The 21,026-nt window shown below is 46.9% G+C and carries 15 protein-coding genes; 5 read left to right on the top strand and 10 right to left on the bottom strand.

From position 1 onward, the window contains the following. Positions 1 to 104: 104 nt before the first annotated feature. A complete protein-coding gene (locus tag ACAN55_RS01240; RefSeq protein WP_379126968.1) occupies positions 105 to 2,084 on the bottom strand; it encodes a methyl-accepting chemotaxis protein in 1,980 nt (659 codons plus the stop codon). A 320-nt stretch (positions 2,085 to 2,404) separates the two neighbouring features. Here ACAN55_RS01240 and ACAN55_RS01235 point away from each other — a divergent pair, with 320 nt between their 5' ends. Beyond that, a complete protein-coding gene (locus ACAN55_RS01235; protein WP_379126966.1) occupies positions 2,405 to 4,162 on the top strand; it encodes an alpha-glycosidase in 1,758 nt (585 codons plus the stop codon). Between the two features lie 109 nt (positions 4,163 to 4,271). On the opposite strand, the gene glgA is transcribed toward ACAN55_RS01235, so the two are convergent. Then, positions 4,272 to 5,696 (bottom strand): glycogen synthase GlgA, encoded by a 1,425-nt coding sequence (gene glgA, locus ACAN55_RS01230; protein ID WP_379126963.1) that lies wholly within the window; start codon positions 5,694 to 5,696, stop codon positions 4,272 to 4,274. A gap of 61 nt (positions 5,697 to 5,757) precedes the next feature. Further along, the gene (gene glgB, locus ACAN55_RS01225; RefSeq protein ID WP_379126961.1) at positions 5,758 to 7,686 is read right to left on the bottom strand and encodes a 1,4-alpha-glucan branching protein GlgB; all 1,929 of its coding nucleotides are present in this window, start codon (positions 7,684 to 7,686) and stop codon (positions 5,758 to 5,760) included. Positions 7,687 to 7,894: 208 nt separating this feature from the next. On the opposite strand from glgB, the gene ACAN55_RS01220 reads away from it, so the two are divergent. After that, on the top strand, positions 7,895 to 9,118 hold the full coding sequence (locus ACAN55_RS01220) for a glucose-1-phosphate adenylyltransferase (RefSeq protein ID WP_379126959.1): 1,224 nt from the start codon (positions 7,895 to 7,897) through the stop codon (positions 9,116 to 9,118). 101 nt (positions 9,119 to 9,219) lie between these two features. On the opposite strand, the gene ACAN55_RS01215 is transcribed toward ACAN55_RS01220, so the two are convergent. From ACAN55_RS01215 to ACAN55_RS01190, 6 genes are all read right to left on the bottom strand, one after another. Then, positions 9,220 to 10,287: a GNAT family N-acetyltransferase gene (locus tag ACAN55_RS01215; protein WP_379126957.1), complete on the bottom strand. Its 1,068-nt coding sequence runs from the start codon at positions 10,285 to 10,287 to the stop codon at positions 9,220 to 9,222. A 66-nt stretch (positions 10,288 to 10,353) separates the two neighbouring features. Further along, entirely contained in the window at positions 10,354 to 11,754 is a 1,401-nt protein-coding gene (locus ACAN55_RS01210; RefSeq protein WP_379126955.1) for a sensor histidine kinase, read from the bottom strand. Further along, a complete protein-coding gene (locus ACAN55_RS01205; RefSeq protein WP_379126952.1) occupies positions 11,751 to 12,449 on the bottom strand; it encodes a response regulator transcription factor in 699 nt (232 codons plus the stop codon). The genes ACAN55_RS01210 and ACAN55_RS01205 overlap by 4 nt, the downstream gene beginning before the upstream one ends. Then, on the bottom strand, positions 12,442 to 13,740 hold the full coding sequence (locus ACAN55_RS01200; protein ID WP_379126950.1) for a hypothetical protein: 1,299 nt from the start codon (positions 13,738 to 13,740) through the stop codon (positions 12,442 to 12,444). Before ACAN55_RS01200 ends, ACAN55_RS01205 begins: the two co-directional genes overlap by 8 nt. Positions 13,741 to 13,770: 30 nt before the next feature. Beyond that, positions 13,771 to 14,496 (bottom strand): phosphonate ABC transporter ATP-binding protein, encoded by a 726-nt coding sequence (locus ACAN55_RS01195; protein ID WP_379126948.1) that lies wholly within the window; start codon positions 14,494 to 14,496, stop codon positions 13,771 to 13,773. A 92-nt stretch (positions 14,497 to 14,588) separates the two neighbouring features. Then, positions 14,589 to 15,767, bottom strand: coding sequence for an MFS transporter (locus ACAN55_RS01190; protein ID WP_379126946.1), 1,179 nt, complete (start codon positions 15,765 to 15,767; stop codon positions 14,589 to 14,591). Between the two features lie 135 nt (positions 15,768 to 15,902). Here ACAN55_RS01190 and ACAN55_RS01185 point away from each other — a divergent pair, with 135 nt between their 5' ends. The 3 genes from ACAN55_RS01185 (at position 15,903) to ACAN55_RS01175 (ending at position 18,451) form a co-directional block, all read left to right on the top strand. After that, the gene (locus tag ACAN55_RS01185; protein ID WP_379127550.1) at positions 15,903 to 16,820 is read left to right on the top strand and encodes an ArsR/SmtB family transcription factor; all 918 of its coding nucleotides are present in this window, start codon (positions 15,903 to 15,905) and stop codon (positions 16,818 to 16,820) included. A 35-nt stretch (positions 16,821 to 16,855) separates the two neighbouring features. Further along, positions 16,856 to 17,614, top strand: coding sequence for an HAD family hydrolase (locus tag ACAN55_RS01180; RefSeq protein WP_379126944.1), 759 nt, complete (start codon positions 16,856 to 16,858; stop codon positions 17,612 to 17,614). Positions 17,615 to 17,713: 99 nt separating this feature from the next. After that, positions 17,714 to 18,451 (top strand): DsbA family protein, encoded by a 738-nt coding sequence (locus ACAN55_RS01175; protein WP_379126942.1) that lies wholly within the window; start codon positions 17,714 to 17,716, stop codon positions 18,449 to 18,451. Between the two features lie 95 nt (positions 18,452 to 18,546). On the opposite strand, the gene ACAN55_RS01170 is transcribed toward ACAN55_RS01175, so the two are convergent. Continuing rightward, a complete protein-coding gene (locus ACAN55_RS01170) occupies positions 18,547 to 20,790 on the bottom strand; it encodes a type IA DNA topoisomerase (RefSeq protein WP_379126940.1) in 2,244 nt (747 codons plus the stop codon). Between the last annotated feature and the right edge of the window lie 236 nt (positions 20,791 to 21,026).

The raw sequence follows: 21,026 nt of genomic DNA, 5'->3' as shown, positions 1-21,026 counted from the left end.
CCTCTCGGACCGATTTATTATAAATCAGATCGCATGAATATGCAAAGATATTTTTGTGACAAAAGATGTAATATCTTATGCTGGTTTGCAGGTGAAAATCGCACCTACAGTTTAAAATGCTCTACCTTTAATTGGAGTTCAGCAGCCAGCACTCCCAAATTGGTTGAAGAAGAAGCAATCTCTTCCATCGAAGCAAGCTGCTGCTGTGATGCGGCTGAAATCATCTGCGTATTTGCAGAAGATTCTTGTGAAATACTTCTAATACTAAGAATGGCATCCTCCATCACCTGGCTTTGTTCAGACAAATGCGCTACAGAAGAAACCATGCCTTCGATCTGTGTATTTACGCTTCTTACAGCCTTCAATATCCGAGAGAATGAACGGCTGGAGAGATCTACGGCATCCACTCCTTCTGCCACGCCTTCGATTGCAGTTTTCATTGTTGCAGTGGCAAAACTCATTTCTTCGTTCATTGCAGAGATCAATTCAGAAATTTGGCGTGCGGATTCCTGCGAGTTTTCAGCCAGTTTACGCACTTCCGATGCTACGACCATAAAACCTTTTCCATGTTCACCAGCCCGGGCTGCTTCAATAGAGGCATTAAGGGCAAGTAGATTGGTTTGTTTTGAGATATTAAAGATCACATTTACAATCCCGCCAATATTTTGGGCCCGGACCTCCAGCTTGGACATTGTTTCATTTAGTTCCTCAACGGTTGACTGAATGCTGGTGATTTTTTGTACCACTGTCACGACAGAATTATTGCCGTTCATTGCCGTATCAGAAGTTCGTGTCATTGCAGTTGATACCAGATTCATGGATTCAACAATTCGTCCTACTTCATCCGTAGTCGCTTGAACGCCTTCCATGCCGCGCTCCACTGCTAATACCTGCTGTTCACTTCCGGCGGCTACTTCCTGAATGGCGCTGGTAACATGCTCAACCGCGAGAGTTGTCTGTTTAGAGCTTGCTTGAAGCTCCTCGGCGGATGACGACAAATTGTTGGTCATCTCCTGCACACCGCTCACGGTTTGTCGGAGGCTCACTACCATACGCTGGAAATTATTAGCCAGATCACCGAATTCATTATCTCGGAAACCATCAATGTCTTTGGTCAAATCCCCATTACTAACCTGCTCCGTCACAAGTTTGAGCCGGTTCATCGGTTTCATTATTGCACGGACAATATAGATAATAATGAAGCTGATTAAGAATATGGAGGCAAGTAGGACAATAACAATGGTATTGCGGATCCCAGCAACTGCATCATTAATCTCAGAGGTGTAGAATGAACCACCGAACTTCCAGCCAGTCAGCTCACTTGTCACATAGACCAGCTTTTTGCCTTCACCATTAAAGCTATATGAGTACGTTCCTGATTTTCCTGTAAACATTGCATTAACAAAATCCCGAGTGGATACCGTACCGATTTTTTCGGTTGGATGCACCAGATATGTCTTTTGGGCGTCCGTAATAAAAATATAACCCTTCTCCCCCACTTTCACATTCGTAAGCTCCCCTAGCTTCTTAAGATCGATGTTAAGAACAACAACACCTTTAGCATCAGGTAACGTTATGGAGACAGGTACCGTTATATTACCGTCCGGGGATAAATATGCCGGAGATACAACCGCCTTTTTGTCAGCTTTTTTTGCATTTTTATACCAATCTCTTGTTCGCGGGTCAAAGTCTGCCGGGAGCTTCTCATCCGATGCCTGGATGATATTCCCTTGATCTGTCCCGATCATGATGTTCAGAACATCAGGATGCAGTTTCGTATACTCCTTCAGCTTCGTCGAAAGCGAAGCCCCGGAGGTGCCATCTACTTCAGCATCGATCTGATCCGAGGTGAACTGGGTATTATAATAAGCTATATCCGTCATTTTGGAACGGATGGTTTCATCAGCGATCTGCACGGCTACTTTTACACTTTCAAGAGCACTCTGCATCAGTTGTTTCTCTATCTTATTACTGGAAGCCTGATAAGAGAAAAAACCAATGATCAAGCTAGGTATTAGCAGTACTGCTACGTAAGTAATAATCATTTGTGAGCGTATCGTTGTTAACTTTTTCTTTATATGCATGCCTGTACTCCCCTCAATATACATCCTAATTTATCAACTTATTTGCTTCTCCTTCCAAATTCGACATGATTCTTCCTTTTATTCTTCATACAAATGTAAATTAGCACAATTAATTTTGTCACGGTTCATAAATTCATGCGCATATAAATGAATATCGGCATAATAGGATAGGATATAATAGGAAGTACACTTTATTCTAGTGTGAAAGTTTAATGGGAGATCTACCCCATCGGTTTAATAGAACATGTTCAAGGGTATTACATGCTAAACCGGACGATTATAAAGTGCTGTGCGGTCTACGTAAAAAAGGAGGTGCTTTCATGCTTTTGGAAGCTATGTACCATGTTCCCAGGGATAAATGGGCTTATGCCTACGATGCAGAAACTATACATTTGCGTGTACGCACTAAAAGAAACGATGTGGACTGTGTAACGGCTCTAACCGGAGATAAATATGATTGGGAGCATACCTATTACGAAATCATGATGGACAAAGCGGCTTCTGACGATATGTTCGATTATTGGGAGGCTTCTGTCCGGCCCAAATACAAACGTTTATGTTATACCTTCCGTATTAGTGCGGGCCCTGAAGATGTTTTTTTACTGGACAACGGAATCCGGTATGAATGCCCTCAGGCTCCCACTCATTATTATGAATTTCCATACATTCACGACATCGATCTGTTTAAAGTGCCTGAGTGGGCTAAGGATGCTGTATTTTATCAAATTATGACCGAACGGTTCGCCAATGGTGATCCTTCAAATGATCCTGAAGGAACCGAGAACTGGGGTGGTACTCCGAAGCTGGACAATTTCTTCGGCGGAGACCTGCAGGGTGTGCTTGACCATTTAGATGACCTTCACGAGCTTGGTATTAACGCCCTCTACTTCACCCCCCTTTTCGTCTCTCCCTCTAACCACAAATATGATATCGTCGATTACAAAAGAGTTGACCCGCATTTCGGGGATAATCAGCTTCTGAAGAAAGTTGTTCAGGAATGCCATAAAAAAGGGATACGTGTGATGCTTGATGCCGTCTTCAACCATTGCAGCGATCAATTCCCGCCTTTTCAGGATGTTCTGCTGAAAGGTGAATACTCTGTTTATAAAGATTGGTTCCATATCAATTCATTTCCGGCTGAAATTGTCGATGGTATCCCCACCTATGACACTTTCGGCTTTTTTGGCAATATGCCGAAATTCAATACCGCAAATCGTGAAGTTCGGGCTTATCTTCTAGAAGTTGCAGAGTACTGGATTAAAGAAATTAAACTGGATGGTTGGCGGCTGGATGTCGCGAATGAAGTTGATCATCATTTCTGGCGTGATTTCCGTAAGGTCGTCAAATCCGCGAATCCGGATGCCTATATCGTCGGCGAGGTTTGGAGTGACTCCCTAAACTGGCTGCTTGGCGACCAATTCGACTCTGTGATGAATTATCCATTCTCTGGTACTGTGCTGGAGTTCTTTAACGGGGGTATGAACGGGATCGCTTTTGGCCACCGTATCGGCTCTTTGCTGATGAGGTATCCTCAGCAGACCAATGAAGTCGTCTTCAATCTCCTTGGCAGTCATGACACTCCCCGCCTGCTAACCTGTGTGGGTGAAGATAAACGCCGCTTGAAGCTCGCTGTCGTGTTTCTGTTCACCTTCATGGGGACACCCTGTATCTATTACGGGGATGAGATCGGGCTGACAGGAAATGAAGATCCCGACTGCCGAAAATGTATGGAATGGGACAAATCGAAGCAGGATCTGGAGTTATATGGTTTTTACCAGATGATGATTGCCTTGCGAAAAGAGAATAAAGCACTGCGGGAAGGGCGTTTCCGGATTCTGCAAGCCTGCGAAACTGACTCATGTATCGTATATGAGCGGGCAGATAACTTCCGTCATTTCACTGTGTGGATGAACAATGGACCAGATGCACGCACGCTGACTCATCCCATGGAGACGGATGACTGGCAGGATGCACTAACCGGTGAGCCTGTCGTTCCTGAGGATGGGATCATGCATATCTCCCTGGAGCCATATCATTACAGGATTCTGTGCCGTGATTTGGAGCAGTACACGATCTGAGTAGGCGTTCAATAGAATCACTTTATGCTGAATCTAATAGGTATTCAACACAAACAAGCCGCTGGCAATCCCGCCACGGCTTGTTTGGTTTGGTGAACATCGTTATAAACTACCCTGTGATTTGATTGTAAATATCGATGTACTGCTGTGCAGACACATTCCAGCTATAATCACCGGCGAATGCATTCTTCGTGACTTTCTTCCAGTGATCCGGCTGATGGTAGAACTCAACAGCACGACGGAGCGTATGCATCATGTCATGCGCATTATAATCGGTGAAGGTAAATCCGTTGCCCTCTCCCGTCAGCTCATTATAAGACTTCACGGTATCATTCAGCCCTCCCGTTTCACGGACAACGGGTATACTTCCGTAACGCAGCGCAAGAAGCTGGCTAATGCCGCATGGTTCGAATTTGGATGGCATGAGGAACAAGTCGCTCGCCGCGTACATTTTACGAGACAATGCATCATTGAACAGGATCTGGGAGGATAGTTTATTCGGATATCTCCACGCCGCTTCCCGGAACCAGCGCTCATATATTTCGTCCCCCGTACCAAGCAGTACAAACTGAATATCGTCATAGTACAGAATCTCATCCAGAACCCGTGTAATCAAGTCAAGACCTTTGGAATCCACAAGCCTTGTAACCATCGCCACCATAGGAATATGCGGTGCAACAGGCAAGTCCAGCTCTTGCTGAAGGGCGATTTTGTTCTCTGCCTTCTTCGCAAGGTTGGTGCGGTATCGGCTGAAAATCTGCGGATCTGTAGCCGGATTATAGCTTTTCGTATCAATTCCGTTAACAATTCCGCTGAGCTGCTCAGATCTGGCGTTTAACAGGCCGTCCAATCCATATCCATAATAAGGTGTGCGAATCTCTTCCGAATACGTTGGGCTTACTGTAGTAACATGATCACTGTATACAATGCCGCCCTTCATGAAATTGACATTGCCATAGTATTCAACGCCCCCGAAGTAGTTGCTTCCAAGCCCAAGCAGTCCCTCCAGCACTTCATATGGAAATACCCCTTGGTAGAGGAGGTTATGAATTGTAAATACTGTACGCATGTTGCTGTAAAATGGATTATGCCGGTAATGTCCCTGCAGCAGCATCGGAATTACAGCCGCATGCCAATCATGGCAATGCAGAACGTCAGGCTGGAAGTCGATGGCTGGCAGGCATTCCAATACCGCACGGTTGAAGAAAGTAAACCGTTCTCCGTCGTCCATGTATCCATATATGCCATCTCTTCCGAAATAATATTCGTTATCCACGAAGTACACCGGAATCCCGTCAAACACGATCTGCTCAATCCCGCAATACTGGCTGCGCCAGCCGACCGGAACGTTAACAGCGGTCACATGCTGCATGGTGGAAGTGAATTTTTCAGGGATACCCTTATATTTCGGTAAAATCACTCTTACATCCACACCAGCATTTTTGAGCGCTTTAGGCAGGGCGCCAATCACATCGGCAAGTCCCCCCGTTTTGATAAAAGGATGGGCTTCCGCTGCGGCGAACAATACCTTCATTATTATTTCCTCCTTGGTCTATTGTTCACTACTCAAATTCAGTAGAACTGCATGATTAAAATTACTGGACTACTTTAGCTTTTCGCACGGACACCTTCTTCAGCACGATAATGCTGAGCGGGGGCAGTTTCAGCTCCAGACTGTGAAGTTGATTATGCCATTCCTGTTTCTCACTTTTCATCTGGGCGTTGTTAAATCCGGAGCCTCCGAAATCGGAGTGCTCTGAGCTAAATATCTCCTCATAGGTGCCTGCACTTGGAACTCCGATTCGGTAAAACTGATGTTCAACAGGCTGGAAGTTGATAACAATCAGCACGGTATCGCTTGGCTTCTTGCCTCTACGGATGTAGGAGACTACACTTTGTCCGTTGTCATCCGCGTTAATCCATTGGTACCCTCCCATATCGTGGTCAAGCTCCCAAAGTGCTTTTTCGGATAAATATAGCTTATTTAGCGCTGCGGTAAAGGCCAGCATCTTACGATGACTCTCGTAATCCAGCAGGAACCAGTCGAGCTGGTCCTGATCCTTCCATTCGATGAATTGACCAAATTCTCCACCCATAAAGAGCAGTTTTTTACCGGGATGAGTCATTTGATAACCAAGCAGCAGACGCAGTCCGGCGAATTTCTGCTCGTAGGCGCCCGGCATCTTGTTTAGAAGTGACTTTTTGCCGTGTACCACCTCATCATGCGACAGCGGAAGAGTGTAATTCTCTGAATAGGCATAACAAATCGGGAAAGTTAACAAATTATGATGGTAAGGTCGCCCCCCGAAATCTAGTTCTATGTATTCCAGAGTGTCATTCATCCAGCCCATATTCCATTTGTAGTTAAAACCAAGTCCACCTTCATTAACAGGTGAGGTTACGCCAGGCCAGGCACTGGATTCTTCCGCCATCATTAAGGCTTGAGGATGATAATTAAAAATAGCCTTGTTCAAATTCTGCAGAAACTTAATCGCTTCCAGATTCTCCAGGCCACCATGTATATTGCGGCGGTATTGGTGCTCCTGTTTCTCAAAATCGAGCCGCAACATGCTAGTCACAGCATCAACACGCATCCCGTCAATATGAAACATTTCAAACCAGAACAACGCATTGGAGATAAGAAACGAGTTGATCTCCGGCTTGCTGAAATCAAAGGACAAGGTACCCCATCCTGGCTTCTCGGCGAGCTTAGGATCCGCATACTCATACAGGGGTGAGCCGTCAAACATCCGGAGTCCATGTGCATCTTTAGCGAAATGCGCCGGAACCCAGTCCAGAATAACGCCAATACCGGCCTGATGGCAGTGGTCAATCAGAAACATCAACTCTTTGGGATCTCCATAACGGCTGGTTGCGGCATAATAACCCGTTCCCTGATAACCCCAGGAAAGATCGTACGGATGCTCAGCAAGCGGCATAAATTCTACATGGGTATAAGCCATCTCCAGCAAATAAGGAATCAGAATTTCGCTCATTTCCTGATAGGTGTAGAATTCACCGTTCTCCTTCTGGCGCCATGTACCAAAATGCATTTCGTAAATATTTAGCGGTTTATTATACGGTGTTTTGTTTTTACGCCGCCATAACCCATCACCCCAACGGTACCCGCTGATATCAGCAACCACTGAAGCCGTAGCCGGGCGTACTTCCGCTTGGAACGCGTAGGGATCAGCTTTCAGGAAGCTTGAACCGTCTGCGCCATGAATCCGGTATTTGTAAAAAGTTCCCGGTGTTATGCCAGGGAAAAAACGACTCCAAAATTGTGTTTCGGGTATCTTATATAAAGAATCTTCTATCTTGCTTCCGTCCCAGCCATTATGATCACCGGCTAGTCCTACATACGCCGCATGGGGTGCCCACACGGTAAAACGTACACCGGATTGGCCTTCCTCTATTTCGGTGTGTGCGCCCAGCATGTTATAGCTGCGGTAATGGGTGCCTTCATGGAATAAAAAAATGTCCTCCGGAGAAGGTAAGGTTCGTATTCCTGGTCGCTCTGCCAATTCGTCACCACCTTATTTATATAGGATGCACCTATTACATTACCCCAAACATCTCCATTTGAAAATGACTGATATTAAATTTTGTAACGAGAAAATAATTCATGTAATTTTTTCTGAATCATAGCAATATACTTCACTTATGTCGTTTCAATGACCTTAAGTTAGGTTAAATAACAAACATTGACAAAAAATGCGGGAGGGACAACAAATGGGAACACGTGATTGCATCGCCATGCTTTTGGCTGGTGGTGAAGGCCGAAGACTGGCACCGCTGACAGCGCGGATGGCTAAGCCAGCAGTACCATTCGGTGGACAGTACAGAATTATAGATTTTCCTCTCAGTAATTGTGTCAACTCGAACATTGACACTGTAGGCGTACTAACACAGTACGAAGCGGACTCGCTACATAGTCATATCGGAGAAGGCGAGCCTTGGGGGCTGCATAGCCACGAGCATAAAGGTGTGACCCTGCTTCCAGCAGGTACCGAGGGAAGGGATAGCTACGCAGGAACTGCCGATGCAATATATAAGAATATTTCATTCATTGATGAACGCAATCCGGAGCATGTGCTGATTCTGTCCGGTGATCATATATACCATATGGACTATCGTAAGATGCTTCAACATCATATCCAGAAAAATGCGAAGGCCACACTTGCCGTTATGGAAGTGCCCTGGGAGGATGCTCACAGGTTCGGAGTGCTGAGCGTAGACGATCAACTCAGAATTTCTGAGTTCGCGGAGAAACCAAAGAAGCCGCAGAGTAATCTTGCCTCTATGGGAATATACATTTTCCGCTGGAACTATCTGAAGCAACATTTAATGGATGACGCAGCAAGAACGAACTCAAGCCATGACTTTGGCAAGGATGTTATCCCTCGCATGCTTGATCAGGACCATGAATTATTCGCATACCGCTTTAAAGGGTACTGGCGTGATGTAGGTACTGTCCGCAGCTTATGGGAAGCTCACATGGATCTATTGCAGCCGGATAACGGCTGGAAACTCGACAACGTCCGGTGGCCAATGTACAGCCGGGCACGCCGAACTATGCTTGCAGTAGCCAAACCCAAAGTACAATTGCCCTCTGTCAATTCGCTTGTGAGTGAACAGTGCAGTTCCGAAGGGAGCCTGCATCATTCCGTCGTATTTGGCGGTGTGGATATTGGTAAACAGTCTGTTGTTAAGTACAGCGTAGTCATGCAAGGGGCCCGCATCGGGCGCAATGTCCACATCGAAAATGCAATTATTAGTGAAGGTGCCGTTATCAAAGACGGGGCGATCATTAAAGGAACTGCAGACAACATCGTCGTTGTTGGACCAAACGAGACAGTTGCTGCTAAACCTGTTATCCGGACACAGCCGACTCGCCTGCTACAGGAGGTCTACGAGAAAACAGGACGTCTTCGTGCAGAGAGCCTCCCATCTTGATCCTGATGATTTCATAGAGACCAATTTCAACCACATTCAGTAAAACTAAAAAGACAGGTGATCTCCTTCGCATGGAGATTTCCTGTCTTTTGATTCGAGTACTAGTTATTCAAAGCCAACCATTCCCGGTCCAGCATGCTCATCTCGATGCAGTCAACATAACGATCACCGAATAGTGCAGCTTCGCGCTGTACACCTTCACGACGGAACCCGGCGGTTTCGTATGAATTCAGAGCAGAGGTATTGAAATCAAATACTCCTAACGACACCCTGTGGAGCTCCAGTGACTGGAATGAAATACGCAGCATCTCTTTCATCATACGCTGCCCCACTCCCTTGCCCCGGAAGGCAGGGTCAATTACCACACGTCCAATTCTGCCGGAGCCGTTAACGCGGTCAATATGTGCCAGACTGATGTGTCCCACGAGTTGGCCTGTTGCTCGGTGCAGAGCACTGAATATCAACATCCCCGACTCTGCAGGATGATTCGTACCTGAAAGATATTGTTGTAGCTCTTCATCTTCCAATGGATAGGTTAAGGAGGGACCTGCCCACTGCTTTAGAAACTCTGGGGAGACGCTCCAGCTTTTAAGGGCTTCGAAGTCACGTTCGCCAAAGTAACGCAGAATGATCCCGTCGGCATCCCCGTCATCCGCAAACTTCTCATAAAGACTGACTAGACGGCCTCCGCCCATATCATGGGTCCCCATAAAATGAAACCCCAGGCTTTGATAATATGCATTTAGTTTCACATTATGAGCTACGGTATCCAGTCTCAATCCCTTACAGCCCTTTTCTATTGCCAAGTCTGCAGCATACTCCAGCATATGGCGCCCGAGCCCGCTCCCGCGGTGCGACCCGGCCACAGACAAACGATGAAGATAAGCATACGACTCATCATTCCGCTGTCCCCAATATTGGAGATCACTGAACTGCAGTGTGAACATCCCGACAAGCTGTTCATCCTGAATGGCAAGATATACCTCGCGTTCTTTAAAATATCCGGCGATGTCATTTTCATTGAACTGTCCCGGAGTCCACTGCTTAATTCCGTTACTCTCCATCCAGCGGGCAGCTTCCTGAAGAAGAGTCAATATTTGTCCTGCCCATTGTATATCTCCGCGTATGATGGTCAATCTGTTCAATGTGAAATCCGCATTTAATCTCAATACTCTTCCTCCTTTTTGCCTGAATGAGATCCGGCATCCCAAACACTAGACGGGTTACTTTGTACATCACACTATCTCAGGTGCGCTTTCAGTCAGTGGCAGTATGACGTTAACTTCAGTTCCTTTACCGATTTCACTGTTCAATTCAAGTCTGCCGTTATGCAGATCAACCAGCTGCTGTGAAATCGCCAGGCCCAGACCGGTACCGCCATTTAAGGCATCCACCTGGAAGAATCGGTCTCTGACCCGTGACAAATGCTCCTCGCTTATTCCGATTCCGGCGTCCCGAACCCGGATTAAGGCCTCACGCTCCGATAACCGGGACGCGGTCAATTCGATAACAGAATCCGGATGGGAGAACTTGATCGCATTATCAACCAGATTCAAGAACACCTGCTTGAGCCGGTTAGCATCACCTTTTACAAAAATTGATTCTTCACTGTCCAGCCGCAGATGAATCCCTTTCTTCTCGGCTTTGGCCCATACATTCAGAATCGTCTCTTGCAGAAGGACCTTAACATTAACGATACCCATAGACAGTTTCATTTCATTTTGCTGCAGCTTAGCGAAGTCCAGAATCTCTTCCACCAGACCGATCAGCCGGTCACTTTCCTTAGAGATAATTCCCACGCCGAGTTTTGTCTCTTCTGGATCGTACCCGCCGGAAATAAGTGTCTCACTCCAGCCCTTGATACTTGTAAGCGGAGTACGGAGTTCATGGGATATTGACGAGATGAAATCATCCTTCACCTGATTACTCCGAACAATCTCCTGCGCCATATAGTTGAGCGTTGAGGCAAGATCACCGATTTCATATCTGTAGTTCCCTTTGATTCTAGTATTAAACCTGCCTTTCGCCATCTGAGCTGACACTGCCGTTATGTTGTTTAGAGGTTTAACGATTGAATTCGCAAGTCCAAAACTGAACAAGACTACGATAGACAATACGGCTGCGCCGATACCAATAGACAGGAGGGAAAGCTTAAGCAGATCATTGTTAATCCGTTCGACTGAGGTCAAATACCGTAATACATAAGTATCTCTGCCATGAATCTGCAGGACCTTGGATACCGCCATTACGCTCTCGTTGGTTCCCGGCTGACGGCCAACCCAGCGTCCAATACTTCCCCCAGCCGCCTCGGGCACATCGCTTGTAGTAATCTTGCGGTCCGGCTGAAATCCGGTCGAACTGGTCAGCATGTCACCTTCCAGAGTCAGAACTTCAAGCTCCGTATTGTTGATGGTAAAGCTGTCGACCACCACTTGAAGCGGAACATTCTCACCCGAAATCTGATTCTGGAAATACCCCTCTGCCAGGCTGATATGATTGGTAATGGTGGTATAAATACTTTCGTAATAGTAAGTACGAATGGCCAGCAAAAATATAACTTCCACCAGGAGAAGCGCCAAGAAGACTACAAAGATGTAGTGCAGGACAATCTGTCTGCGCATCCCCTTCTTGATCATTGTCCTTGACCTTTCCACTTATAACCGTGCCCCCAAACCGTCTGCAGGAATTCAGGATCCGACGGGTTGCTCTCAATCTTTTGCCGCAGGCGCCGGATATTCACGTCAACAATTTTGGGATCGCCCATATACTCCTTGCCCCATACATGATCCAGAAGCAGATCGCGGCTGAGCGGCGTATTCTCTTTTTCCAGGAAGAACTGCACCAGCGAGAACTCCGTAGGAGTAAGCTCGATTGCTTCTCCGTTACGCTTGAATTGCTTAGAGATCAGATCAAGGCTATACGGCCCGGAATGAAAAGAGACCTTGGCGGATTGCTCACGGTGCACATTCACCCTGCGCAACAAGGATTGAATACGTGCAATCAGCTCCGTAGGGCTGAACGGTTTGCTGATATGGTCATCTGCCCCTACGGATAATGCATACACCTTATCCTGCTCCTGAACCTTGGCTGTCAGGAAAATAATCCCAATACGTTCATTCGTTTCGCGGATGCGTCTGCATACCTCAAATCCATCAATCCCGGGTACCATTACATCCAATAGCGCAATATCAATATCAGGAACCGTGGAGAGCTTATGGAGCGCTTCGTTTCCGTCCGCTGCTTCTAAAACCTCAAATCCATTCCGTTTCAAGTTGATCACAATAAAACTGCGGATCGATTCCTCATCTTCAAGAATCAGTACTTTACTCATCTATACCCTTCCTTTCCACCGGGGCTGAATTCTTATCTTTACTCTGTCCGCCTGCTGTCTGCTCGAGCTTACCCCGATAACCGATAATTGCATCGGTGTCCCGTCCCCACAGTTCCCAGCCGTCATTCTTCACTTGTTCCCATTCTGGAGGTGAGAAGAACGAAATCTCAGCTACGGTCTCTCCTGTTTCGGACATTATGAACTTTAGATATTTATCCTGAATGGATTTCGTATCCACTGTAACATTGCCATACCATTCCGAGGGGAAATCAATATAAAAACGGTCTGAAGGATCACGGTACTGCTGTTTGCTGAAACTCAGACCTGCATTACCGTCCCACTTGTAATAGGAAGTGAAATACGGAATGGTATTCGGATCGAAATACTCCCAGCCCTTAGGCGCTTCCAGAAGTCCAATTTCAAGAATACCGTCACCGTCAATATCATCACTGGCTATTCGGCGATCCCTAAACGTCAGATCATTGCCACCAAGGACTAACCTAAGCTTATTGTTCTCCATGACCACAATATAACTAGTTGCGGAATGGGAATTAACGGCAGCATCCAGTATGATACCTTCTTGGTCTTCGGTGATCTTTCCTGCGACAATATTGTAATAATTATTAATATAAGGATCTAGCGTGTCGAGCTTATCCAGCTGTGTAAAACCATCTTCACCAAATTGATAAGTGGTTAACGTGGCTATATCATTACGTTTGAGCGAGACCGCAGTAATATCAGGAATTCCATCCGAGTTCAAATCATCGATGACGTACTTCGTGTAAGACAGCTGAAGCACTTCCCCAAGTGAAGCTCCGGAATAGCTGTAGACGACCAGCCCCTTCTGCAGCCCTTCGTCCCCGCGGGAGAAGCCAGCAACGATATCCAGCTTGCCGTCATTGGTAACATCCTGCAGATCAACGGATTCGAGCACCGTACCTTCTCCATCAAAAATAAGCTTCTTCACCCAGGAACTTCCCTGATTCTCCAGAATCATGCCATGAATCTGCACGGCTTCGCCCGGGGTTTCATAGAAGACAATCGTTTCCGGAACTCCGTCGTTGTTCAAGTCCTCGGTAAATATGGAGCTGTCATCATCATTAGCCGGTCTGATCAAAAGGGAGCCCACCGGCTTCAAAGAGTTGATCGCCGCCATCAGCGTAGCCTTATCTTCAGGAAGCCTGGGCGTTATCATCCGGGATACAGGATCGCTAATAAATGAAGTGCAGCCTGAGAGCACGGTCCCTGCAAGAAGTAGAGCCAGACATTGCTGCAGACTTCGCTTAATCAAATTCATCACTCATTTCCGTCCCTTCGAAATTCACAGGTTCTTCCGTTCCTGTGAGGTAAGGCGCCTGCCGCTGACATCATATTTAATCCGTCCATTCTCTAGCACCCACAGACGTGAAGCATATCTCTCCGCAAGCTCAAGCGGAAGCACCGTTATTACGGTAAGCCCGGTTTCCTTGCACAAATTGCGTAGTATGTCCAGCACGTTCTCTGCAGACTTTGGATCAAGACCGGTCACGGGTTCATCGGCCAGAATGACTTTGGCTCCATGTGTCAGTGCCCGGGCAATAGCCACGCGCTGGCGTTCACCGCCGCTCAGTTGGCTTGACTTCAATTTAGCTTTATCCAGCAGGCCGAGCCTGTCGAGTTCATCCATTGCACCCATATAATCATCAGAACGGACCATACCGGTTATCATACGCCACCATGGAGTCTGAGCCGATTGGCCGATCAGAACATTCTTCAGTGCGGTGCGGTTCGGATTCAGTTCCGCATTCTGCTCCAGGTAGGCCCATTCGCGGCGAATCTTAATTCTCCCGCCAAAGCCATTGCTCAAAATATCTGTACCGTCGACCTTAAAGGAACCCTGATCCCATTTCTCTCGTAACGCCAAACAACGGAGAAGTGTTGACTTCCCGCTTCCGCTGGCTCCAAGGAGGACGACCAGTTCACCTTTTCCCAATTGAAATTCAATATCCCGCAGAACGGGTTGTCTCTCTTCCCCTACGGCCTTTGCTAAATGTTCAACTTTAATCATGTCTTTCGTCTCCCCTGTCCTCATCTCTACTACTTTATAGTGTATTGGAAAGTGTGAGCAAATTCCATGCGAGCACCCGTTCTTATCTTACCTTATAATCTCGGCCGCGGCGAGTACATTAATCCTGCCAGTCCAAATAGTAAATATAATCCTCCCATAAGTCCCAGCAACCCGCCTCCCCAGCCATACTCCAAGAGCAATCCTCCAATCCCGGGGCCGATAATACTGCCTGCACTGAAATGAAAGGATGATACAACATTCGCTGCAGGAAGCAGGTTACGGGGAAGAATATCTGCTGCATAGGCAAGGCCAAGAGAGAAGAACGAACCCACGAATCCGCCGGCTACAACCAGCAGTAACAGAGTAATCATAAAATGGTTACCGGCCAGTGGCAGCAGTGTGAATGCCAGCCCCCCGCTAATTCCTGCCACCATCAGAATTTTCTTACGCCCATAGCGGTCGCTCCATAGTCCGAGTGGAAGTTGCAGAAGCAGGCCGCCAATTCCGGCAAAAGGTAAAATCGCTGCAATCTGATCTTCGCTGAATCCTATGCGTAATCCGTATACAGGGAAGCTGCTATTTAGTGTCGCCTCCATATATCCGTATAAGAGTGCGGGAATTAAGGCATACCAAGCAAGACTATAGCTTCGGCCAAACCGTTTAACCTGGCTCTCCCCGCCTTCTGCTTTGTCCGGGTGCGAATGAGGAAGTTTGGCTAGAGTGAGAAACAATACAAGGCCAAAAAGACATGCCAGCGCTATAAACGGAACCGATTGTCCAAACCGCAGCAGGCTGATCCCCACCGGACCCAAGCTGAAGCCCAGTCCATACGACATGCCATATAAGGAAAGATTGCGGCCGCGATGCTCAGGAGGTGTCATCAAGAGCACCCACAGCTGCGCAGCATAGTTAATCGCCGAATCACCGACACCAACTAACAGGCGGAGAATAAACCATGCTCTGATTCCAGGCAGCAGTGGAAAGAGCAGCAGACAAACGAGCACGAGGCTAATGCCGGAAGCAATCAGCTTCTTGAAGCCAACGGCTCCAAGTACCCGTTCTGCAATAAGCGTCATTGCGAACGAGCCGATATATAATGATGTGGCGTTCAGTCCATTTAGCGAGGATGAGACCCCTTTTTGCTCCAAAAGAATGGAGAGCACAGGAAGAAGCAACCCTTGGCTAAGGCCTGCAGACACAATCACCGTGATAAGAATGAAGTAATGCAGCTTGCCGTTACGTGTAGATGTTGAGGCTGAAAGAGCTGACACGAATAAATCCTCCTATGTTTAACATGGTTATAATTTCTGTCATCAATCGGCAAACACCCAACATTATAGTGGACAACCCCATTCAAAACAAGAGATAATATACAGAAGTGACGGATTTACTGGGAGGAATGCACTCTGAAATACGAATTAAAAATAGACGTTTCACCGGTTTATGAGCTTATTGACAGCTTTATGTTATATGTGACCCGGAAGTGGATCTCCAATCTGGATATCGGCCCCGATTGGGTACGCGATGTGGAGAACCGGATTCCTCCGCATAAGACAGCTCAAATGCTTCAGGCCGCGGACTGGCCCTTTAACGATTACGATGTACTGTATGCCTGGGCTTACGATGCCGGTCCTTCTGACAATGTGGTCCAGTTTATTGACGGACTGGAATCGGGTTCACTCGAGGATTGGCATGAACGGCTGCTCCCTTTCTTCCATGAATTCACACTTGAAGAGTGCCGCCGGATAAAAGACGGATATGGCCCGTTACTGCGTTTGTGGCATGAACATTACTTCCGGCATGTGGAGAATCAGATGCTCCCTTTATTGATTGAAGATGCTGCTGAGAAGAAAATGCTCCTGAGCAAAATGGACCCGATCGCGCTCATTGAATACGCCTCTGGCGGTGTTGTCATAGAAGATATACCGGAGCTGCAGACCATTGTACTGCTCCCGACAGTACATAACCGGCCCATCAATACGTATTGCTTCTATAAAACACTGATGCTGATTCAATATCCCGTTGAGGTGCCTGTAGAGAATGAGGATGAACCTCCTACTGTCCTGCTGCGGATGACCAAAGCCTTATCCGATCCCAACCGCCTTAAACTGCTTCGGTACGTCGCGCATGAGCCTAAATCACTATGGGAGATGCAGTCGGAGCTAAATCAATCCGGTGAGATGCTGATGCACCATCTAATGATGTTGCGGGTGGCAGGACTACTCCGCATCCATCTGCGGGAGGAATCGAACGAGAGGTTCAGTATCCGTCCCGATGGGGCTTCTGAGCTGCAAATGTTCCTTGAGTCCTATATTCGTTTATAATATCAACATAGAGAGATGCAAAAGGAGTGAGAACGATGAAGTATATGACTCAACAAATAATCTTTGACCTTGACGATACTCTAGTTCATTGCAACAAATATTTCGACCTTATCCTGGGGCAATACTTCGAAATGATGGGTGACTGGTTTAAAGATTTTGGTCCAACTACTGCAGATTTCCGGCAGAAACAGGTTGAAATTGATGTGGAGACCGTAAATACCAGCGGGCTTGCAAGTGATAATTTCCCTAAATCCCTAATCGCGACTTACCGTCATTTCTGCCAGAAATATAACCGCCCGGCTGAAGCATTTCAGGAGCAGCAGTTAATGAAGCTGGGTATGAGCGTTTATGACCAGGAGATTGAAGCTTATCCCGGCATGGTTGAAACCTTGGATACCCTTAAGCAAGACGGTCATCACCTGTACTTATATACCGGCGGTGATGATACAATCCAGAAGCGTAAAATCGAACAAATGAAGCTGGATGCTTATTTCGATGACCGGATCTATATCCGCCAGCATAAAAATGTAGAGTCGCTTGAGGATATTCTAACCAGCCACAAATTTGACCGTAAGCGTACCTGGATGATTGGAAATTCCCTGCGTACCGATGTACTTCCTGCAGTAACAGCCGGTATTAACAGCATCTATTTGAAGCAGCAGAATGAATGGCTGTATAACATGATTGAACTGCAGCGCGAGATGCAGCAATCTGTTACTACCATCTCCTCCATCCGTGAGGTTCCTCCTGTTATCCGTGCCACCCTTCAGCAGAAGAACAAAAATCACGGGTAATTATTAGGAAATTGTGTTACAAAAAGCATATAATTCTCCAGCCAAAATGCTTATACTATTTTGAGCTAAATAGATTTCATTTTGTGCAGGAGGGAATACATGAAGAACATTTTCAAACAAAAGTGGGCACCGAATAATAAATTCGCCTTACCAATGCTATTAGCAATCGTAGTTGTAGTCATTCTGGCAGCAGTCTTCGGAATCGTAAATGCCGGGAAGGATAGCGACGCCTCAGAGCTGGAGAACCTGCCTAATTACACTGAAGTCAAAGGACAAATTGTAGTAGATGGTCTCAAATATGAGAAACAACCCCACCTTGGCAGCAGCAGCGCTACCGTTAAGGTCATCGAATTCGCAGATTTCAAATGCCCCGCCTGCAAGAAATGGACAGACACCTATCTGGATCAATTCATTAAGGATTATGTGGATACGGGTAAGGTTGAGTTTTTCTTTATGAACTACGCTTTCCTGGACCGGGATTCCTATCTCGCCGCCAGTGCGGGTGAAGCCATTTACAAACAGAGCAATGACTTGTTCTGGGAATACGCGCACAAGCTATACGCCAATCAAGGCGATGAAACCAAGATATGGGCAACTGAAAAGTTCATACTTGATTTCGTCAAAAAGAATATCGACGGCATCGACTACGACCAGTTCGCCGCTGACGTTAAGAATCGCACCTTCATGTTTGACGTGAAGGAAGATTTCAAGATCGCCGGATCATACGGGGTCAATGGAACTCCTAAGTTCATGGTAAACGGTGAGCTTCTGAAGGACTCCTCCTATGAAAGTCTGACCGGCTCCATTGATGCACAGCTTGCATCAGCAAGCAATTAACAGCGAATAAGCAGCATAGGTGCAACTAATATAAAAGGGTGATGATAGCCAGTTCGGCTGTCATCACCCTTTTTCCAATATGCTCGACTTAAAAGTTACGGCTCAATCCCAAGTTCTCCTGTCGCCGTATCTTTAAGGATTAGTTTGGCTTCCACTGAAGATGTTCCATCCTCAGAGAGCAACTTCAGCTTACTGGTCTGCCCTTTGCCGATCAGCGATTTCACCTGTGTATCGGTTAAGGTGCGTCCGTGGTTTTCTTTCCAAATGACAAACTTGCAGCCTTCCTTGTAGTTCGAGCACCCGTACCCTTTGCGCCCCATGAAGATCACTCCACCACACCCGGGACGAGGACAACTGCCAATCGTTTTCGGGCCAGAAGTGTCCTCACTCGTTTGTGCGGAAGATGCCGCCTTCGCTGTGCCGGCTGTTTTACGTGGAGCCGCGGTACGGCTTCGTCCCTTCGTCTCTGCCGCTGCAGGTGCAGCACCCTCGAATGAGGTTTTGGCGGCCCGGGACTGTACACGAACCTTGTCCACTATCATCGTAGCGAATCTTTTGACGTTCTCCATAAATTGTCCATCGGAAGCCGTACCCCGGGCTATCTCATTCAGACGCCGTTCCCATTGGCCTGTCATTTCCGGTGAGGTTAACAACTCAATCCCTGCTGCGCGAATCAGTTCAATGGCCGTTCGGCCCTTTTGGGTAATGGCAATCTTTTTACCTTGCATTTCAATGTAGCCGACATTCTTCAGCCGCTCAATCGTCGCTGCCCGTGTTGCCGGAGTGCCCAGCCCCGAATCCTTCATTACATCGCGCAGCTCCTCGTCCTCTATCTGCTTGCCCGCGCTCTCCATGGCTTTCAGCAAGGTTCCCTCGGTATAATGCTTCGGAGGCTGTGTGTCCTTCTCCTTAACAATGGCATCGGCGCATAACACATCTGCCTCAGAGTTTATCGAGAACGGCTCGCTAACCTCAATCTCCTCTTCCTCTTCGTCTTCTTTTGATTTGGATTTAGAAGATTTGACCTTATCCTTCTTCTGGTCGGCATAAATTACCTTCCACCCCAAGCTGAGCAGCTCCTTGACAGTTGTCTTGAAGGTCTCCTCTTCAACCCCGGTTAATACCGTGTGAACCTTGTATTCCGCTGCGGGATAGAACTGCGAAAGAAAACGGCGAACAATCAAATCATATAGCTTTTGCTCATCCGCGCTAAGTCCTGATGGTTTGCGGTAAGTCGGCAGGATCGCATGGTGATCCTCAACCTTCGACGGATTGCAGATAAATTTATTCCCTTTATGGACCAGATTACGATTAGCACCCTTCACCCATTCGTCATAGGCCGTCCCTTGAAGCGCTGACAGCGTTTTGTGCATTTCCGGGATGTTCTGCTCAGTCACATAGTTGGAATTCGTCCGCGGATACGAGATGACCTTGTGCTTTTCATAAAGCGCCTGAGCAATATCAAGTGTCTTTTTAGCGGAAAAAGCATATTTGCCATTCGCCTCACGTTGAAGCAGCGTCAAATCATAAAGCTTCGTGGGATACTCCTTCGTATCCTTGACCTCATAAGAGATCACCCGTCCCGGCTGACCCTTAACCTTCGCAGCCAAAGCCTCAGCTTTAGCACCATCCGTAAGACGGTCTCCCTGCCACATTCCTTTGTAGGTCATATCCCCTTGAGCAAAATGCCCTTCCACTTCAAAAAATTTAAGAGAAGCGAACGCCTCTATCGTCTTTTGGCGGTCATAGATCAAAGCAAGCACCGGGGTCTGTACCCGGCCCACGGACAGCAGTACATTATGCTTCGTAGTAAAGGCGCGGGACCCGTTCATCCCGATGAGCCAATCCGCTTCACTACGTGCTTTGGCTGCTTTCGTCAGATTCTCGTACTCCGCCCCATCCTTCAGCTCTGCAAATCCCTTGCGGATAGTCTCCGGTGTCAAATCAGAAATCCATAACCGCTTTACAGGCTGTCCCAGCTCCAAATGCCGCTGAATCAGGGAGAAGATATGTTGTCCTTCCCGCCCGGCATCGCAGGAGTTCACCAGCAGATTACTGCGCTTGGCGAGTTCGCCAATTACCTTAAGCTGATCTAAGGTTCTGGCGTTAGGGATGAGCTTAAATTGCTCTGGTATGATCGGCAGATCATTGATGTTCCATTTTTTATATTTAGAATCATAGGCTTCCGGCTCCGCAAGTCCGACCAGATGGCCGATCGCCCAGGTAATAATGTACTGCTCCCCTTCTAAATAGGAACGGTGATTTTTGGCCTTTGGCTCTATTGCGGCAGCGATATTCCGCCCCATATCCGGTTTTTCCGCAATAATCAATGTCTTCAAAAACAATCGCCCCTTAAACTTTGTTCTTATCTAAACCATCATTCATAGTCACCAGTGTTCTATTATACCATTAAATCGGCTGTTTTTTAATGAAGCTACTGATAGGATGTCACCGAATTACACTGCTCCAGCAAAAAGATAGCATTTTCAGATTTATATCGATTCATTTATATAAACTTTTCATATTTGTAATCTATCATGTGAATTAATAAACCACTACATTTGAAAACGAATGA

This window comes from Paenibacillus oryziterrae, assembly GCF_042610485.1.
GTDB lineage: Bacteria > Bacillota > Bacilli > Paenibacillales > Paenibacillaceae > Paenibacillus_AQ.
The sequence above is the reverse complement of the archived record's forward strand: the minus strand, read 5'-3'. Positions and strand labels throughout refer to the sequence as shown.

Excerpts from the sequence above, each read along its gene's own strand:
- ACAN55_RS01240 (WP_379126968.1), bottom strand. The coding sequence starts at position 2,084 with ATGCATATAAAGAAAAAGTTAACAACGATACGCTCACAAATGATTATT.
- ACAN55_RS01235 (WP_379126966.1), top strand. The coding sequence starts at position 2,405 with ATGCTTTTGGAAGCTATGTACCATGTTCCCAGGGATAAATGGGCTTAT.
- glgA (WP_379126963.1), bottom strand. The coding sequence starts at position 5,696 with ATGAAGGTATTGTTCGCCGCAGCGGAAGCCCATCCTTTTATCAAAACG.
- ACAN55_RS01220 (WP_379126959.1), top strand. The coding sequence starts at position 7,895 with ATGGGAACACGTGATTGCATCGCCATGCTTTTGGCTGGTGGTGAAGGC.
- ACAN55_RS01210 (WP_379126955.1), bottom strand. The coding sequence starts at position 11,754 with ATGATCAAGAAGGGGATGCGCAGACAGATTGTCCTGCACTACATCTTT.
- ACAN55_RS01205 (WP_379126952.1), bottom strand. The coding sequence starts at position 12,449 with ATGAGTAAAGTACTGATTCTTGAAGATGAGGAATCGATCCGCAGTTTT.
- ACAN55_RS01195 (WP_379126948.1), bottom strand. The coding sequence starts at position 14,496 with ATGATTAAAGTTGAACATTTAGCAAAGGCCGTAGGGGAAGAGAGACAA.
- ACAN55_RS01180 (WP_379126944.1), top strand. The coding sequence starts at position 16,856 with ATGAAGTATATGACTCAACAAATAATCTTTGACCTTGACGATACTCTA.
- ACAN55_RS01175 (WP_379126942.1), top strand. The coding sequence starts at position 17,714 with ATGAAGAACATTTTCAAACAAAAGTGGGCACCGAATAATAAATTCGCC.